Annotated in this window: 13 protein-coding genes; 5 read left to right on the forward strand and 8 right to left on the reverse strand. The window is 71.3% G+C overall.

Going from position 1 to position 14,321, the window contains the following annotated elements:
- Positions 1–21: 21 nt before the first annotated feature.
- From ACZ7PG_RS03870 to ACZ7PG_RS03890, 5 genes are read right to left on the reverse strand one after another with little or no spacing between them, the layout of a single operon-like run.
- On the reverse strand, positions 22–1,245 hold the full coding sequence (locus ACZ7PG_RS03870) for a xanthine dehydrogenase family Fe-S subunit (protein WP_470237571.1): 1,224 nt from the start codon (positions 1,243–1,245) through the stop codon (positions 22–24).
- Entirely contained in the window at positions 1,242–2,132 is an 891-nt protein-coding gene (locus ACZ7PG_RS03875) for an FAD binding domain-containing protein (protein ID WP_470237572.1), read from the reverse strand. Before ACZ7PG_RS03875 ends, ACZ7PG_RS03870 begins: the two co-directional genes overlap by 4 nt.
- A gap of 9 nt (positions 2,133–2,141) precedes the next feature.
- Positions 2,142–2,921, reverse strand: a complete 780-nt coding sequence (locus ACZ7PG_RS03880) for an enoyl-CoA hydratase/isomerase family protein (protein ID WP_470237573.1) — start codon at positions 2,919–2,921, stop codon at positions 2,142–2,144.
- A gap of 2 nt (positions 2,922–2,923) precedes the next feature.
- Positions 2,924–5,362, reverse strand: a complete 2,439-nt coding sequence (locus ACZ7PG_RS03885; protein ID WP_470237574.1) for a xanthine dehydrogenase family protein molybdopterin-binding subunit — start codon at positions 5,360–5,362, stop codon at positions 2,924–2,926.
- 5 nt (positions 5,363–5,367) lie between these two features.
- A complete protein-coding gene (locus ACZ7PG_RS03890; protein WP_470237575.1) occupies positions 5,368–6,921 on the reverse strand; it encodes a class I adenylate-forming enzyme family protein in 1,554 nt (517 codons plus the stop codon).
- Between the two features lie 77 nt (positions 6,922–6,998).
- Here ACZ7PG_RS03890 and ACZ7PG_RS03895 point away from each other — a divergent pair, with 77 nt between their 5' ends.
- Positions 6,999–7,571 carry a PadR family transcriptional regulator gene (locus ACZ7PG_RS03895; RefSeq protein ID WP_470237576.1) on the forward strand — a complete coding sequence of 191 codons (573 nt, stop codon included), beginning with the start codon at positions 6,999–7,001 and terminating at the stop codon, positions 7,569–7,571.
- Between the two features lie 282 nt (positions 7,572–7,853).
- Positions 7,854–8,156: a putative quinol monooxygenase gene (locus tag ACZ7PG_RS03900; RefSeq protein ID WP_470237577.1), complete on the forward strand. Its 303-nt coding sequence runs from the start codon at positions 7,854–7,856 to the stop codon at positions 8,154–8,156.
- A gap of 276 nt (positions 8,157–8,432) precedes the next feature.
- Here ACZ7PG_RS03900 and ACZ7PG_RS03905 read toward each other — a convergent pair whose 3' ends face one another.
- Positions 8,433–9,182, reverse strand: coding sequence for an IclR family transcriptional regulator (locus ACZ7PG_RS03905; protein ID WP_470237578.1), 750 nt, complete (start codon positions 9,180–9,182; stop codon positions 8,433–8,435).
- A 74-nt stretch (positions 9,183–9,256) separates the two neighbouring features.
- Here ACZ7PG_RS03905 and ACZ7PG_RS03910 point away from each other — a divergent pair, with 74 nt between their 5' ends.
- The 3 genes from ACZ7PG_RS03910 to dmpG are packed head-to-tail and all read left to right on the forward strand — an operon-like array spanning position 9,257 to position 11,978.
- Positions 9,257–10,048, forward strand: coding sequence for a 2-keto-4-pentenoate hydratase (locus ACZ7PG_RS03910; protein WP_470237579.1), 792 nt, complete (start codon positions 9,257–9,259; stop codon positions 10,046–10,048).
- Positions 10,045–10,980: an acetaldehyde dehydrogenase (acetylating) gene (locus tag ACZ7PG_RS03915; protein WP_470237580.1), complete on the forward strand. Its 936-nt coding sequence runs from the start codon at positions 10,045–10,047 to the stop codon at positions 10,978–10,980. Before ACZ7PG_RS03910 ends, ACZ7PG_RS03915 begins: the two co-directional genes overlap by 4 nt.
- On the forward strand, positions 10,977–11,978 hold the full coding sequence (gene dmpG / locus ACZ7PG_RS03920) for a 4-hydroxy-2-oxovalerate aldolase (RefSeq protein ID WP_470237581.1): 1,002 nt from the start codon (positions 10,977–10,979) through the stop codon (positions 11,976–11,978). Before ACZ7PG_RS03915 ends, dmpG begins: the two co-directional genes overlap by 4 nt.
- Here dmpG and ACZ7PG_RS03925 read toward each other — a convergent pair.
- Together ACZ7PG_RS03925 and ACZ7PG_RS03930 are read right to left on the reverse strand one after the other, a co-directional pair.
- On the reverse strand, positions 11,975–12,961 hold the full coding sequence (locus tag ACZ7PG_RS03925) for an LLM class flavin-dependent oxidoreductase (RefSeq protein WP_470237582.1): 987 nt from the start codon (positions 12,959–12,961) through the stop codon (positions 11,975–11,977). The two genes, dmpG and ACZ7PG_RS03925, sit on opposite strands and share 4 nt — an antisense overlap.
- Positions 12,958–14,265 carry an MFS transporter gene (locus ACZ7PG_RS03930; RefSeq protein ID WP_470237583.1) on the reverse strand — a complete coding sequence of 436 codons (1,308 nt, stop codon included), beginning with the start codon at positions 14,263–14,265 and terminating at the stop codon, positions 12,958–12,960. Before ACZ7PG_RS03930 ends, ACZ7PG_RS03925 begins: the two co-directional genes overlap by 4 nt.
- Positions 14,266–14,321 lie beyond the last annotated feature (56 nt).

Genomic DNA, 14,321 nt, shown 5'->3' on the forward strand with positions numbered 1-14,321 from the left:
CTTACGGGATAGGGACCGGGATCAGCGGGACTTCCGGCGCAGGACGGCCCGGATCCGGTCGATCAGCGGGGCGAACAGGAGTTTCAGCGCGCTCGGCGCCTTGACCGGGCCGCTGGGCGCCTGCCCGGACGTCGCGGCCTCGCCCAGGGCGTCCGCGAACTGCTCGAACATGCGCCGGCTGACGTCCCCGGCCAGCGCCCGGCCGAACTGCGCGATGCGCCCGGTGAGGTACACCTTCGCCTCGGCCCGCAGGGCGGTGCCGGTGGCCGTGGCTTCGGTGCGCAACACGATGTCGGCCTGGGTCTGTGCGCCCCCGGTGTCCTGCCCCTGCGCGAGGACACGCAGGCGTTGACCGGCGCGGTCGTGTTCGACGACGTGCGCGACGCCCTTGAAGGCGAGCTTGATCGGACCCACCGACACGCGCGCGCGGCCGGCGTAGTGGTCGTCGCCCAGGTCTTCGGTGAGCTCCGCGCCGGGCAGGCAGCGGGCGAGCAACGAGATGTCGTCGACCACGCGCCACACCGCGTCCACCGGTACGCCGATCTCGGTCTTGATGTCGACGGCGATCGTCGGATCCCCGGCCGGCAGCACGATGTCGATCCGGCGGGTGTCCTCGGTGTGCTCGGCGGCCTCGCGGCCGTCGGTGCTGCCGCCCGCCTGCCCGGTGGCCCGGCCGACGAGCGCGCGGTGCGCGCAGTTGCCCGGGGCGGGAAGGCCGTCGGGGTGTGCCTCCTGGGTTTCCTTGACCGCGGTGAGGATGTTGCGGTAACCGGTGCAGCGGCAGATGACGCCGGACAGCTCCTCGGGCAGTTCCTCCGAGGTCACCTCGGGCTTGGTGGTCAGCAGGTCGTACGAGCTCATCAAGAAGCCCGGCGTGCAGAAACCGCACTGCAGCGCGTGGTTGCGGCCGAAGGATTCCTGCAGCGGGTGCAGGTCGTCCGGCCGGCCGAGGCCCTCGACGGTGACGATGTCCGTCCCGTCGAGCTGGACCGCGAACAGCAGGCAGGCCCGGGCCGCCTCGCCGTCCACGAGCACCGTGCACATCCCGCACACGCCGTGCTCGCAGCCCACGTGCGTGCCGGTGAGCCCGAGGTGGTCGCGCAGCGCGTCGGCGAGCGTGACCCGCGCGGGCAGGCTGAGCACGGCGGGCGTGCCGTTCACCGTCATCCTGACCTCGACGAGGTCGTCCACCGCGGCCTTGACGGCCCGGGGTTTTCCGTTCTGTGCCAACGCTTCGGTCGTCACGAGTCCACCTCACCGGCGCTCCGGCGAGCGCGCTCGTATGCCTTGCCCAGTTCCCGGACCGCCAGCGTCCGGAACAGCCGGCGGCGGTAGTCGCGCGACGCGTGGGCGTCGCCTTCGGTGTCGACCAGCTCCTCCGCCACCGCGGTGAGCGGGTCGGCCAGGGCCCTGCTCACGTCGCCGCCGCTCAGCGCGGCGCCCAGCTCACCACTGACCGAGCGGGTGACCGGGCGGTCGGACACGCCGAACCCGGTCAGCTCCGCGTCGGTCTCCGCGCCGCGCACCCGGACCCGGGCGACGACCCCGGCGAGCGCGAAGTCGCCGTGCCGGCGCGCGATTTCGGCGAACCCGAAGCCCTCACCCGTCCCCGCGACCGGGAACCGCACCGCGGTCAGGATGTCGTCGGCCCCGAGTGCGGTCGTCATCGCGCCGGAGAAGAACTCCCGCGCCGGCACCCGGCGGGCGCCGCCAGGGCCGGTCACGGTCAGTTCGGCGTTCAGGCAGCACGCCACGGCCGGCAGCTCGGCGGCCGGGTCGGCGTGCGCGAGGCTGCCGCACACGGTGCCCCGGCTGCGCAGCTCCCGGTGCCCGACCCACGGCAAGGCCATGCCCAGCAAGGGAACCGTGGCGGCGACCGGGTCCCGCTCGACCCGGCGCTGGCGCACCGTGGCGCCGATCTCCAGGTACCCGCCCACGGTGCCGATCCGGTCGAGCTCCGCGACGGAGTTGATGTCCACCAGGGTTTCCGGGCGGGCGAGCCGCATGGCCAGTACCGGCACCAGCGACTGCCCACCGGCGATGACCTTGCCGCCGCCGCCCGTGCCCGCCAGTTCGGCGATCGCGTCGGGCAGACTCGACGGCCGGACGTAAGCGAACGGTGCGGCCTTCATGGTTTCACCTCACCGCCCCTGGAACTTCGGCGCGCGCTTGTCGGTGAACGCGGCGACGCCCTCGGCGAAGTCCTTGCTGGAGCGCAGCATCGAGTACGCCTTGCGCTCCAGCTCGATCCCGGAGTACAGCGGCGCGTCGATGCCCTTGTCGAGCACCTCCTTGGCGGTGCGGGCGGCCAGCGGGGAGAACCCGAGCAGCGCGCCCACGATCCGCTCCACCTCGGCGTCCAGCGCGGCGCGGTCCTCGACCACGTTCGCCACCAGGCCCCAGTCGCCGGCCTGCTGCGCGTTGATCCGCGACGCGGTCATCACGTGGTACTTCGCGCGGGAGAGGCCGATCAGCCGGGCGAGGCGCTGCGTGCCGCCGGAGCCGGGGATCATGCCCAGCCGCATCTCCGGCAGCGCGAACTCGGCGCGCTTGGTCGCCACCCGGATGTCGGTGGACAGCGCGAGCTCGAGCCCGACGCCGAAGCAGTAGCCGTCGACGGCGGTGATCACCGGCTTGGGGCTGCGCGCCGCGGCGGTGACGTTCTGGCCCAGGTCGGTGAAGTCGATCGGGTCGACCTCCATGAACCCGGCGATGTCGCCGCCGGAGGAGAAGTGCTCCCCTGCGGCCTGGACGACGACGACCTTGATCTCGTCGTCGGCGTCGATCTCGGCGAACCGGTCGGCCATCACCTGGCGGGTCTCCCAGGTGATGATGTTGTATTTGCCGTGATCGAGGGTCAGGTAGGCGACCCGGCCTTCGTGGCCGCGGTCGAGCCTGATCTCGCCTCCGGTGAGTGCCATCGTCAGTGGTTCCTTTCGTCTTCCGGAGTGCTGCCGGTCAGCAGCTCGTGGAGCACGTTTCCGTGCAGGGGCAGGCTGGTGACGTCGACGCCGGCTGGGGCGAGCGCGTCCGCGACCGCGTTGGCGATCGCGACCGGGAGGCTCATGCAGCTGCCTTCGCCACAGCCCTTCGCGCCGAGCCGGGTCAGCGGCGACGGCGTTTCCAGGTGGTCGCTGTTCAGCTCGAACGTGGTTTCGGCGGAGGTCGGGCACAGGTAGTCCATGAAGGTGGCCGTGGGCTGCCCGGCGTCGGTGTAGCGCATCTCCTCGAACAGCGCGCCGCCCAGTGCGTGCGCGAGGGCGCCGTGCACCTGGCCTTCGAGCAGGGTCGGGTTGAGGATCGTGCCGGCGTCGTGCACGGTGACCACCTGCTCGAGCTTCACCTCGCGGGTCTCCGCGTCGATCCGGACGACGGCGAGTTCGGCGACGAAGCCGTAGCACAGGCTCGAGTTGATCTGGTCCGAGCGGCTGGCCGCCTTCGACTGCGGCGGGGTGAACGCGGCCTCCTCGTACAGGCGCGCGGAGGTGCCTTCCGGCAGCGAGCCGGGGTCCCAGTGCACCAGCCCGGCGGCGTGCTTGAACGAGACCGCCCGGCTCGGCTCGGCGCGCAGCCGGATCCGGCCCTCGGCCAGCTCCACCTCGTCGGCCGTGACGCCGAGCAGGGTGGCACCGGCGATCTTGATCGTCTCCGCGACCTTTTCCGCGGCCTCCACCAGCGCGCTGGTCAGCAGCGGTGCGAACCGCGAGGAGTAGCTGCCCGAGCTGATCGTCCACGGGGTGGTGGCGGTGTCCATCTCGACGAGCGGGCGCACCTGGTCCAGCGGCAGGCCGAGCTGGTCGGCGACCACCTGCTGGGCGACGGTGGCGTGGCCCTGGCCCTGCGGCACGGTGCCCAGCAGCACCGAGACCAGCCCGTTGGGGTCGACGCTGATCCGGACGTGCTCGGTGGAACCGGACTTGCCGCGCCCGGACGCCCGCTGCTCGGCCGGAGTGGCCAGGCCGACGTAGCCGATGTTGGTCGCGGACGGGTCGACGATGGTGGCCACGCCGAGGCCGAAGTACTCGCCCCGCGCCCGCGCTTCCCGCTGCTTTTCGCGCAGGGCCTGGTAGTTCGCGTTCTTCACGACCATGTCGAGCGCGCGGTGGTAGTCGCCCGAGTCGTAGATGCCGCCGGTCGGGGTGGCGTACGGGAAGTCCTCGTGGCGCACGAAGTTCCGCTTGCGCAGCTCGACCGGGTCCAGCCCGCAGGTCTCGGCGACCTTGTCCATCAGCCGTTCCAGGCCGAAGTACAGCTGCTGGCCGCCGAAGCCGCGGTTGAGCCCGGTGGGCGTCTTGTTCGTGACCACGGCCCGCGAGCGGATCTCGACGGCGTCGATCTTGTAGGCGCCGGTGATGTTGCCGAAGCAGCGGTAGAGCGTGCTGGGTTCCGGCGGCCGCAGGTAGGCCCCCACGTTGTCCACCAGGTCGGCGCGGAGCGCCTGCACCGTGCCGTCGGCCGAGACGGCGGCCTCGAACCACATCGCCCGGTCCGAGCCGGCCGAGCTGGCCAGCAGGTGCTCGATGCGGTCCTCGGTCCAGCGCACCGGCCGTCCCGCGTGCTTGCTGGCCAGCGCCATCAGCGCGACGTAGGGGTAGATGCCCGCCTTGATGCCGAAGCTGCCGCCGTTGTCGGCCGGGATCATCAGCCGGATCCGCGACGTCGGCAGGCCGAACGCGCCGGCCAGGACCGCGACCATGGAGAACGGGCCGTGGAAGTTCGCCCACGCCTGGATGGCCGGGCCGTCCCCTTCGTCCTGCCACTCGGCGACGACCGAGTAGCACTCCATCGGTGTGGACGAGTAGCGCGGGAAGTCGTACTTGCCCTTCACCACGTGATCCGCCCGGGCGAACACGCCGTCCACGTCGCCGAAGCTGAAGGTCCGGTCGGTGGCGACGTTGCCGTCCGCGTCCTCGTGCAGCCGCGGCGCGTCCGGCAGCAGCGCCTTCTCGACGTCGACCACCGGCGGCAGCGGCTCGTAGTCGATCTCGACGAGCTCCGCGGCGTCTTCGGCCAGGTACCGGTCGTTGGCGACGACCACCGCGACCGGTTCGCCGACGAAACGCACCTTGTCCGTGGCCGTCGGGTAGTACGGCATGGGTGCCTTGAGCGCCAAGGGGAACGGGCGCAGGGTCGCCTTGACCTCCTCGGGGCCGATCACCGCGGCGACGCCGGGGTGCCGGCGGGCCCGCTCGAGGTCGACGCTTCGGATCCTGGCGTGCGGGTGCGGGCTGCGCACCACCGCCGCGGTCAGCGTGCCCGGCAACGGGTCCAGGTCGTCGAGGAACCGGCCGCGGCCGGTGAGCAGCGCGGGGTCCTCGATCCGGGCGGTCCTCCTGGCCGGTTTGTCGGCGACTGCGGTCATGCGGCTCACCTGCCTGCTTCTGCGGCGCTGTCGGACAGCGCGCGGTAGTTACCGGAGCTCAGTTCGCGGCGCAGGATCTTGCCCACGCCGGACTTGGGGATGGTGTCGACGGCGACGAACCGCTTGGGGCGCTTCAACGACGGCAGCCCGGACTGCTCGCGGACGAAGGCCTCCAGCACCGCCGTCGCGTGCTCGGGGGTCATGCCTTCGGCGGGGATAAAGAACGCGGTGGCGGCCTGGCCCCACCGGTCGTCGGCCATGCCGACCACGACCACCTCGCGCACCGCGGCGCAGCGGATCAGCGCGTCCTCGATCTCGTCGGGGTAGATGTTCTCGCCGCCGGAGTTGATCATGTCGTCGACCCGGCCGGCGACCCAGAGGTCCCCGTCCTCGTCGGCGCTCGCCAGGTCGCCGGGGAAGTACCAGCCGTCGCGGATGGACTTGGCGTTGGCGTCCGCCCGGTGCCAGTACCCGGCGAACGCTTCGGGGCTGGCCATCGAGACGGCGATCTGGCCCTGCTCCCCCGGCCGCACCTCGGCGTCCGGCGGCGCGGCGGGGTCCGGGTCCACCAGCCGGACCCGGGAGAAGATGCCGGCGCGGCCCGCCGACCCCGGCTTCGCGAGCACGTCCGGGCCGATGGTGAAGGTGTAGATCTCGGTGCTGCCGAAGTGGTTGACGAACGACTCCGGTTCCAGCGCTCCGGCGAGCCGCTCGGCCAGCGCCGGGGTCATCGACGAGCCCGCGTAGGCCAGCCGGCGCACGGTCCGCGCCTCGGCGAGCCGGCCGGTGCGCACCAGCGACCAGTAGATCGTCGGCACCAGGTACAGCGAGCCGATCCCCTCGGCGGTGATCAGCTCTAGCGCCTCGTCCGCGTCGAACTTCACCTGCGGCACCCAGGTTCCCGCGCCGACCAGGGTGGCCAGCAGGGTGCGCAGCCCCATCGTGTGGAACAGCGGCATCACGCCGAGGGTGGCGTCGAAGCGGGACTGTCCACTTTGGATCAGATGGGCGATCGCCGCGTGGTGCTCGGCGGAGTGCGTGCGCGGCACGCCCTTCGGTTTCCCGGTGGTGCCCGAGGTGTAGAGCATCACGCTGATGTCCGTGTCGGCCACCCGGACGTCCGGGGCGCCGCTCGGCTGCCGCAGTGCCAGGCGCTCGATGGTGTCCTCGTCCGGCGGCCCGGAGGCGATCCGGGGCACCGCGGGCAGGCCGGCCAGCGCTTCGTCCGCGAGGGCCGCGGTCGAGGCGTCGGTGATCACCAGGGCGGGCTCGGCGTCGGCGACGCAGTAGGCGAGTTCGGGCGGCGCGAACCGGTACGAGAGCGGCACCGAGACGGCACCGAGCTTCTGCGCGGCCAGGTGCAGGCTGGCCAGCGGTTCCCCGCCGGCCAGCGAGAGGACCACCCGGTCGCGGGGCCGGACACCGAGCGCGGCCAGCGCCCGGGCCAGCCGATCGGTGTACGCGTCCCAGTCGGCGTAGGTCATGGGACGTGCGCCACCCACCGCGCGGCGCCGGGGATAACGCTCCGCCGTCCAGCGCAGAACCGTGCCCAGATCCATGACCGTCCCTCCGTCGCGACAGTACGATACAGACCATCTGTTTCGGATGGTTGCGAACCTACGATATGGTTCGGAGCATGTCAACGGTTCGGTTGTCGACGACGTCGTACGTGGTGCTCGGGATGATCGCCCTGCGCGGGCCGTCCACGTCCTACGACCTCAAGCGCGCGATCGGCCGATCGGTGGGCTACTTCTGGAACTTCCCGCACGCGCAGCTGTACTCGGAGCCCAAGCGGCTCGAGGAGGCCGGCCTTCTGGAGCTCGACGAGGAGGACTCCGGACGCCGGCGCAAGACGTTCTCGATCACCGAAGCCGGCCGCAAGGTGCTGCGCGACTGGGTCGCTGAGCCGGTGAACGAGCACTTCGAACTGCGCGACGTGGCGGAGATCAAGCTCTTCTTCAGCGAGCTGGCCGGCCCGGACGACGTCGCGCGGCTGGCGAAGGGGCAGGTCGAGCAGCACGAGCGCCGGATCGCCGAGTACGAAGAGATGCAGCGCCGCTTCGGTCACATCGAAGAGGTCGCCGGCCGCATGATCACGCTGGAACTCGGGCTGGGTATGGAGTACGCCGCCCTCGAATTCTGGCGCGGCGTGTGCGAACGCGCCGCCCGCGGCGACTTCGAGATCGGGAAGCACTCACTCCAGGAGTAGCCGCGCGCGTCGTTGGTTGGTTGCTGCTGTGATGGGTCACGCCTTTCTCAGGTTCGGCGGGTCGCGGCGAACCGCCGTGCGCCACAAATCATCAACTGGCCGAGCCGGTGTCGATGTTCGGCCGCGAGCACGACGTCAGCGGGGATGATCGGCCTGGCCCAAGAGGTCGACAACCACGCTCGATATCGGGCCCGGCGGGCCGATGCGCCGCCCGCCCGCACCGCCTGATGCTCACCTCCGCACAGTTCGCACCAGAGATCGAACGAACCGCAGGAGGCAGGCATGTCAGTCACGGTGGGACTGCTGGTGACGCTGGAAGCACAGCCGGGCAAGGAGGCCGACGTCGAGGAGTTCCTCAACGCCGGTCGCACGCTGGTCGAGGACGAGCCGGCCACTTACCCCTGGTTCGCCGTCAAGCTCGGGCCGACGACGTACGCGATCGTGGACTTCTTTCCCGACGACGCCGGCCGCACGGCCCATCTGCAGGGCAAGGTCGGCCAAGCGCTCGGGGCGAGGGCCGACGAGCTGTTCGCGAAGCCACCCGACGTCGCGCAGCTCGATGTGCTGGCGGCGAAGCTGACTTGAAGCGGCCCGGGATGGCCCTGACCCGTGCGGAGTGCCGCGCCGTGCCGGCACTCGGGGCCTCCCCGCCGGTCCCCTGAGGTTCGTCGTGGCGCCGCCGGCCCCGGCCGTCATGGCCGGCGGGGCCGATCGACGCGTGCACCCCGCCTCTTGGCCGCGTCCTCGGCGGCGCGCACCGCTTCAGTGACCTCTTGCGAGATCGTCGGTGACGATGCGGCGGTGATCACCGCGTAGACCTGACCGCGACACGCGGCTCTATGGGGTAATCGAGCGTCCGAATCATGCGGTCAGGCGCAGTGTCCGTGACAAGCCCAGCGCGGCCGTCCGGACCGCTGGGGCCAGGTTCGCCGGCCGGAACTGTTCGCGCGGGACCGCCACCGACAGCGCCGCCACGACCGACGCGCCGCTGAACACCGGGGCCGCGATGCAGCTCACCCCCAACGCCGCCTCCTGCTCCTCGTACGCCAAGCCGGCAACCTGCGTCTGCTCCAGCGCTGTACGCAGCCGCAGCGGGTCGAGGATCGAAAACGGCGTCAGCTGCGGCAGCGGATCCGCGAGGATCGCGTCCGTCAGCGCGGGCTCGGAGAACGCGAGCAGCGCTTTGCCGATCGCCGTGCAGGTGAGGGGGAGCCGGCCGCCGATCCGGGACGGTAGCGGTACCGCGTCGTGGCCGTGGATGCGTTCGACGTAGACGACCTCGCGGTCCTCGCGGACGCCGAAGTGGACGGTCTGGCGGGTGCTCTCGAACAGGTCCTGCAGGAACGGCAAAGCGGCTTCACGGAGGTCCTGACGCCGAGGCACCAGCGAACCCAGTTCGAACAGGGTGCCGCCCAGCCGGTACTTCTCCCCCACGCGCTCCAGGAACCCGAGCCGGACGAGGTCACCGACCAGGCGGAACGTCGTGGTCTTGGTCAGTCCGGTCCGAGCAGCGAGTTCCGTCAAACGGAACGAACCACCGTCCGGCCGGTAGACAGTGAGCACAGCGGCCGCCTTGTCGAGCATGTTTCCGTTCTCGCCGTTCCGTGTCACGGAACAGACTTTGGCATACCTCCGGCTCGCCGCCTATACCTGGCGGGTCACGATCCCTGCTCCGGAGGTCCCTGATGAACGAGGCCGTCCCCAAGGCCGCGGCGGTGCTCGCGGCCGCGGCCGCCACTGCCACGCCGTGTCCGCCGATCCGCGATCTCTTCGCCGACGGCGACCTCGACGCGGCCTACGCGGTGCAACGAATCACCACCGAGCGCGTGCTCGCGGCCGGGCACCGCCTGGTCGGGCGCAAGATCGGCCTGACCTCGCCGGCCGTGCAGCGGCAGCTGGGCGTCGACCAGCCCGACTTCGGCGCACTGTTCTCCGACATGGCCCTCGACCACGGCGGGACCGTCCCGGCCGGCCGGCTGCTGCAGCCCAAGGTGGAAGCGGAGATCGCGCTGATCCTGGGCGCCGACCTCCCCGGCCCGGAGTGCTCGGTCGCCGACGTCCGCGCGGCGACCGCGTTCCTCGCCCCGGCCCTGGAGATCGTCGACAGCCGGATCGCCGGCTGGGACATCACGATCGTCGACACCGTCGCCGACAACGCTTCCTCCGGCCTGTTCGTCCTCGGCGACACCCGCGAAGCCCTCGACGACGTCGAGCCCGCCGACGTGGAGATGCAGCTGCACCGCGGCGGCGAACTCGTCTCGCAGGGCACCGGCCGGGACTGCCTGGGCGACCCGCTCAACGCCGCGGCCTGGCTCGCCACCACGCTGGCCCGCCGGGGTGAACCGCTGCGCGCCGGCGACATCGTCCTCACCGGAGCGCTCGGCCCGATGGTGCCCGCCTCCCCCGGCGACGTCTTCACCGCCCGGATCTCCGGCCTCGGCGAGGTCGGGATCAGCTTCGAAGGGGAACCAGCATGAGCGCCAAAGTCGCCATCATCGGCTCGGGCAACATCGGCACCGACCTCATGATCAAGGTCCTGCGCCTGTCCGAGCACCTCGACATCGCGGCCATGGCCGGGATCGACCCCGACTCCGACGGGCTCGCCCGCGCCCGCCGGCTCAAGGTCGCCACCACGCACGAAGGCGTCGACGGTCTCGTCCGGCTCGACGAGTTCGCCGACGTCCAGTACGTCTTCGACGCGACTTCCGCGGGCGCACATCGCCGACACGACGAGGTGCTGCGCGGCGAAGGACGCACGGTCATCGACCTCACCCCCGCCGCGCTCGGGCCCTACGTCGTCCCGCCGGTCAACCTCGGCGAGCACCTCGACGCCCCCAACGTCAACATGGTCACCTGCGGCGGCCAGGCCACCATCCCGATCGTGGCCGCGGTCGGCGCGGTGACGCCGGTGCACTACGGCGAAATCATCGCCTCCATCTCCTCGCGCTCGGCGGGCCCGGGCACGCGGGCCAACATCGACGAGTTCACCGAAACCACCTCGGCCGCCATCGAAAAGGTCGGCGGCGCCGCGCGTGGCAAGGCGATCATCGTCCTCAACCCGGCCGAACCGCCGTTGATCATGCGCGACACCGTGCACTGCTTGGTGTCCGAAGTGGACACTGTGGACACCGGGGCCATCACGGCGTCAGTCGAAGAGATGGTGGGCCGGGTGCAAGCCTACGTCCCCGGCTACCGGCTCAAGCAGAAGGTCCAGTTCGAAACGGTCGCCGCCGACGACCCCCTGCACCGCCTGGTTCCCGCCGGCGACGCGGTCAAGGTCTCGGTGTTCCTCGAAGTCGAGGGCGCCGCGCACTACCTGCCCGCCTACGCCGGGAACCTCGACATCATGACCTCGGCCGCGCTGCGGACCGCCGAACGCATGGCAACCCACCAGGAGGGACTCCGATGAGCGACCTGTACATCCAGGACGTCACCCTGCGGGACGGCATGCACGCCATCCGCCACCGCTACACCGTCGAGCAGGCGCGCGCGATCGCCGGTGCACTGGACGCGGCCGGCGTCGCGGCCATCGAAATCGCCCACGGCGACGGGCTTTCGGGCTCCAGCATCAACTACGGCGTCGGCGCCCACACCGACTGGGAGTGGATCGAAGCGGTCTGCGACGTCGCCCGAAACGCCATTCCCACCACGCTGCTCTTGCCCGGCATCGGCACACTGCACGACCTGCGGGAGGCCCACCGGCTCGGCGTCCGCTCGGTCCGCGTCGCCACCCACTGCACCGAAGCCGACATCTCCGCCCAGCACATCGGCGCCGCCCGCGACCTCGGCATGGATGTCGCCGGCTTCCTGATGATGTCCCACATGGCCGAACCGGACGAACTGGCGAAGCAGGCCAAGCTCATGGAGTCCTACGGCGCCGCGTGCGTCTACGTCACCGACTCCGGCGGCCGGCTCACCATGGACGGCGTCCGGGACCGGGTGCGCGCGTACCGGGAGGTCCTCGAGCCGGAGACGCAGATCGGCATCCACGCCCACCACAACCTCGCCCTCGGCGTCGCCAACAGCGTGGTCGCGGTGGAGAACGGCGTGGTCCGGGTCGACGCCTCCCTCGCCGGGCAGGGCGCCGGAGCGGGCAACTGCCCCCTCGAAGCGTTCATCGCGGTGGCCGACCTGATGGGCTGGGACCACGGCTGCGAGCTGTTCCCGCTCATGGACGCGGCGGACGATCTGGTGCGCCCGTTGCAGGATCGGGAAGTCCGGGTCGACCGCGAGACGCTGAGCCTCGGCTACGCGGGCGTCTACTCGAGCTTCCTGCGCCACGCCGAGGCGGCCGCGGTGCGGTACGGCCTGGACACCCGCGCGATTCTCGTCGAGGTCGGCCGGCGCGGCATGGTGGGTGGTCAGGAGGACATGATCACCGACATCGCGCTCGACCTCGCCGGCTAACGCCCCACCGCGGGCAGCACCCGGCCGGCGACGTCGGCGACCAGCTGCCGCGGCAAGTCGTACGAACCGACGTGCTGCAGCAGCACCGCCGACACGCCGGACCGGGCCAGCTCGGTCAGCCGCGCCGCGATTTCGGCGGCAGGGCCGTACAGGCAGAACCGCCGGGCGAACAGCTCGGCGGTCTCGTCGTCCACAAAGGACTCACAAGCCCGGACCGCGGAGTCCCAGGACTCGGCGTGCAGCAAGTCCGGACGCAGCTGCGGCAGCCGCTCGGGCACGCGCACGTGCACCCCCGCCGAGGCGAGGAACGCCGCTCCGCCGTTGGCCGCGATGCTCAGGCACACCGGCTTCAGTTCCCGGGCGTCGAGCCGCACCGAGTCCGTGACGCGGCAGAACGCCGACACCGTGATCGGCACGGACCCACCGGCCGCCACCTGCCGCATCGCGGCTTCCAGGGGCTCCGGAGCCACGCCGGACAGCAGGATCGCGCCGTCCGCGACCTCCCCGGCCAGCCGCAGGTTCCGCGGCCCGCTCGCCGCCAAGTGCAGGGGCACGGCCACCGGGTCGCGCAGGCGCGACCGGACGTCGCCGAACTCGGTTTCTTCACCGGCCAGCAGGGACCGGATCACCTCAAGCCCGGACCGGAGTTCCGCCCGGGTCGACGGCGTCAGCCCGGCCGGGACGACCGAGCTGTTGCCCACGCCGACGCCGAGTGCGAACCGGCCGGGTGCGAGCTCGGCCACGGTCCGCGCCGCGCCCGCGACCACCGACGGGTGCCGGGTCACGACGTTCGTCACCGCCGTGCCGAGCCCGATCCTCGACGTGCCGGCGGCGGCCGCAGCCGCTGTGGCGAAGACGTCCCGCCACAGCAGCTGCGAGTCCGGGAACCACACGTCGTCGAACCCCAGTCGCTCGACCTCCTGGACGAAGGCCACCAGCTCGGGCAGCGGAACGCACGGCGGAACCCGGACGCCGATCCTCATACCGCCGGCGCTCCGGACTCCTCGCGGAGGACCGCAGGCTGCCCGGACCGCGCTTCCTTGAGGAACAGCCCGGCGACCAGGCTCACCGCCGACGCGGCCGCCATGTACGCGGCGATGGACACCCAGGTGCCGGTCGACTCCAGCAGCGACGCGCTGATCGCGGGAGCGAAGGCGTTGCCGAAGATCGTGCCGAGGGTGAACCCGATCGCCATCCCGCTGAACCGCAGCGAAACCGGGAACGCCTCGGAGAAGAAGACCGGGAACATCGCGTAGTTGCCCGCGTAGCCGGCGTACAGCAGGGCGAAGCCGAGCAGCATCAACCACGAATTCCCGGTGTTCAGCAGGGTGAACCAGACGAACGGGAGCACGACCATCGACGCCGCGGTGGCGACGAAGACCGGCTTCGGCCCGATCCGGTCGGCCAGCCTGCCGTACAACGGCGCGCCGATCACGACGACGACCAAGCCGGGCAGCAGGACGTCGAGCATCGCCGAGGTACTCAGTCCCAGCGCGGTCTTGCCGTACGTCAGCACGTACACCGATGTCACGGTGATCATGACGCCCGCGCCGAGCGTCGCCAGCGTCACCAGGACGACCGTGCCACCGCACTTGCGCAGGACGTCCACCAGCGGCAGCTTGTGCACCGCGCCGGCGCCCTTGACGTCGGCGAACTCCGGGCTTTCCCGCAGTCCCAGCCGGATCACCAGCCCCGCGATGACGAGCAGCACGCTCACCAGGAACGGGATCCGCCAGCCCCAGGCGACCAGGTCGTCCTCGGGCAGCCGCGCCACGAGCAGGAACATCGCGTTGGCCAGGATCGTCCCGACCGCGGTGCCGGTGTTGAGGATCCCGCCGAAGAACCCGCGCCGGTGCTTCTCGGCGTGCTCGACGGTGAGCAGGACGGCGCCACTGGACTCACCGCCCAGGGACACGCCCTGCACGATCCGGAGCGCGACCAGCAGCACCGGCGCGGCGATGCCCCAGGTGCCGTACGACGGGAGCAGCCCGATCGCGGTGGTCGCGACGCCCATCATCATCAGTGTGGTGATCAGGATGGACTTGCGGCCCATCCGGTCGCCGAGGTGCCCGAACAGCAGGGCGCCGAACGGGCGCGCGACGTACCCGACCCCGAAAGTGGAGAGGGAAATCAGCGTGCCCACCACCGGATCGGCGGCGGGGAAGAAGATTTTCGGGAACAGCAGCGACGCCGCCAGGCCGTAGACGAAGAAGTCGTAGAATTCGACGGCGGTGCCGAACCACCCGGCCAGCGCGGCCCTGGTCTGTTGCCGTTGTGGTTGTGTCATAGCTGCCTCCGGGAGAGCCGGTCGAGTTGCCGTACTTTTGTTGGTGTGCCGGGGCA

This window comes from Amycolatopsis sp. NPDC114504, assembly GCF_055633595.1.

What these genes read in the sequence shown, in the direction of transcription:
- ACZ7PG_RS03910 (WP_470237579.1), top strand. Translation starts at nt 9,257, where the DNA reads ATGAACGAGGCCGTCCCCAAGGCCGCGGCGGTGCTCGCGGCCGCGGCC.
- ACZ7PG_RS03900 (WP_470237577.1), top strand. Translation starts at nt 7,854, where the DNA reads ATGTCAGTCACGGTGGGACTGCTGGTGACGCTGGAAGCACAGCCGGGC.
- ACZ7PG_RS03880 (WP_470237573.1), bottom strand. Translation starts at nt 2,921, where the DNA reads ATGGCACTCACCGGAGGCGAGATCAGGCTCGACCGCGGCCACGAAGGC.
- ACZ7PG_RS03875 (WP_470237572.1), bottom strand. Translation starts at nt 2,132, where the DNA reads ATGAAGGCCGCACCGTTCGCTTACGTCCGGCCGTCGAGTCTGCCCGAC.
- ACZ7PG_RS03895 (WP_470237576.1), top strand. Translation starts at nt 6,999, where the DNA reads ATGTCAACGGTTCGGTTGTCGACGACGTCGTACGTGGTGCTCGGGATG.
- ACZ7PG_RS03930 (WP_470237583.1), bottom strand. Translation starts at nt 14,265, where the DNA reads ATGACACAACCACAACGGCAACAGACCAGGGCCGCGCTGGCCGGGTGG.
- ACZ7PG_RS03925 (WP_470237582.1), bottom strand. Translation starts at nt 12,961, where the DNA reads ATGAGGATCGGCGTCCGGGTTCCGCCGTGCGTTCCGCTGCCCGAGCTG.
- ACZ7PG_RS03890 (WP_470237575.1), bottom strand. Translation starts at nt 6,921, where the DNA reads ATGGATCTGGGCACGGTTCTGCGCTGGACGGCGGAGCGTTATCCCCGG.
- dmpG (WP_470237581.1), top strand. Translation starts at nt 10,977, where the DNA reads ATGAGCGACCTGTACATCCAGGACGTCACCCTGCGGGACGGCATGCAC.
- ACZ7PG_RS03885 (WP_470237574.1), bottom strand. Translation starts at nt 5,362, where the DNA reads ATGACCGCAGTCGCCGACAAACCGGCCAGGAGGACCGCCCGGATCGAG.
- ACZ7PG_RS03915 (WP_470237580.1), top strand. Translation starts at nt 10,045, where the DNA reads ATGAGCGCCAAAGTCGCCATCATCGGCTCGGGCAACATCGGCACCGAC.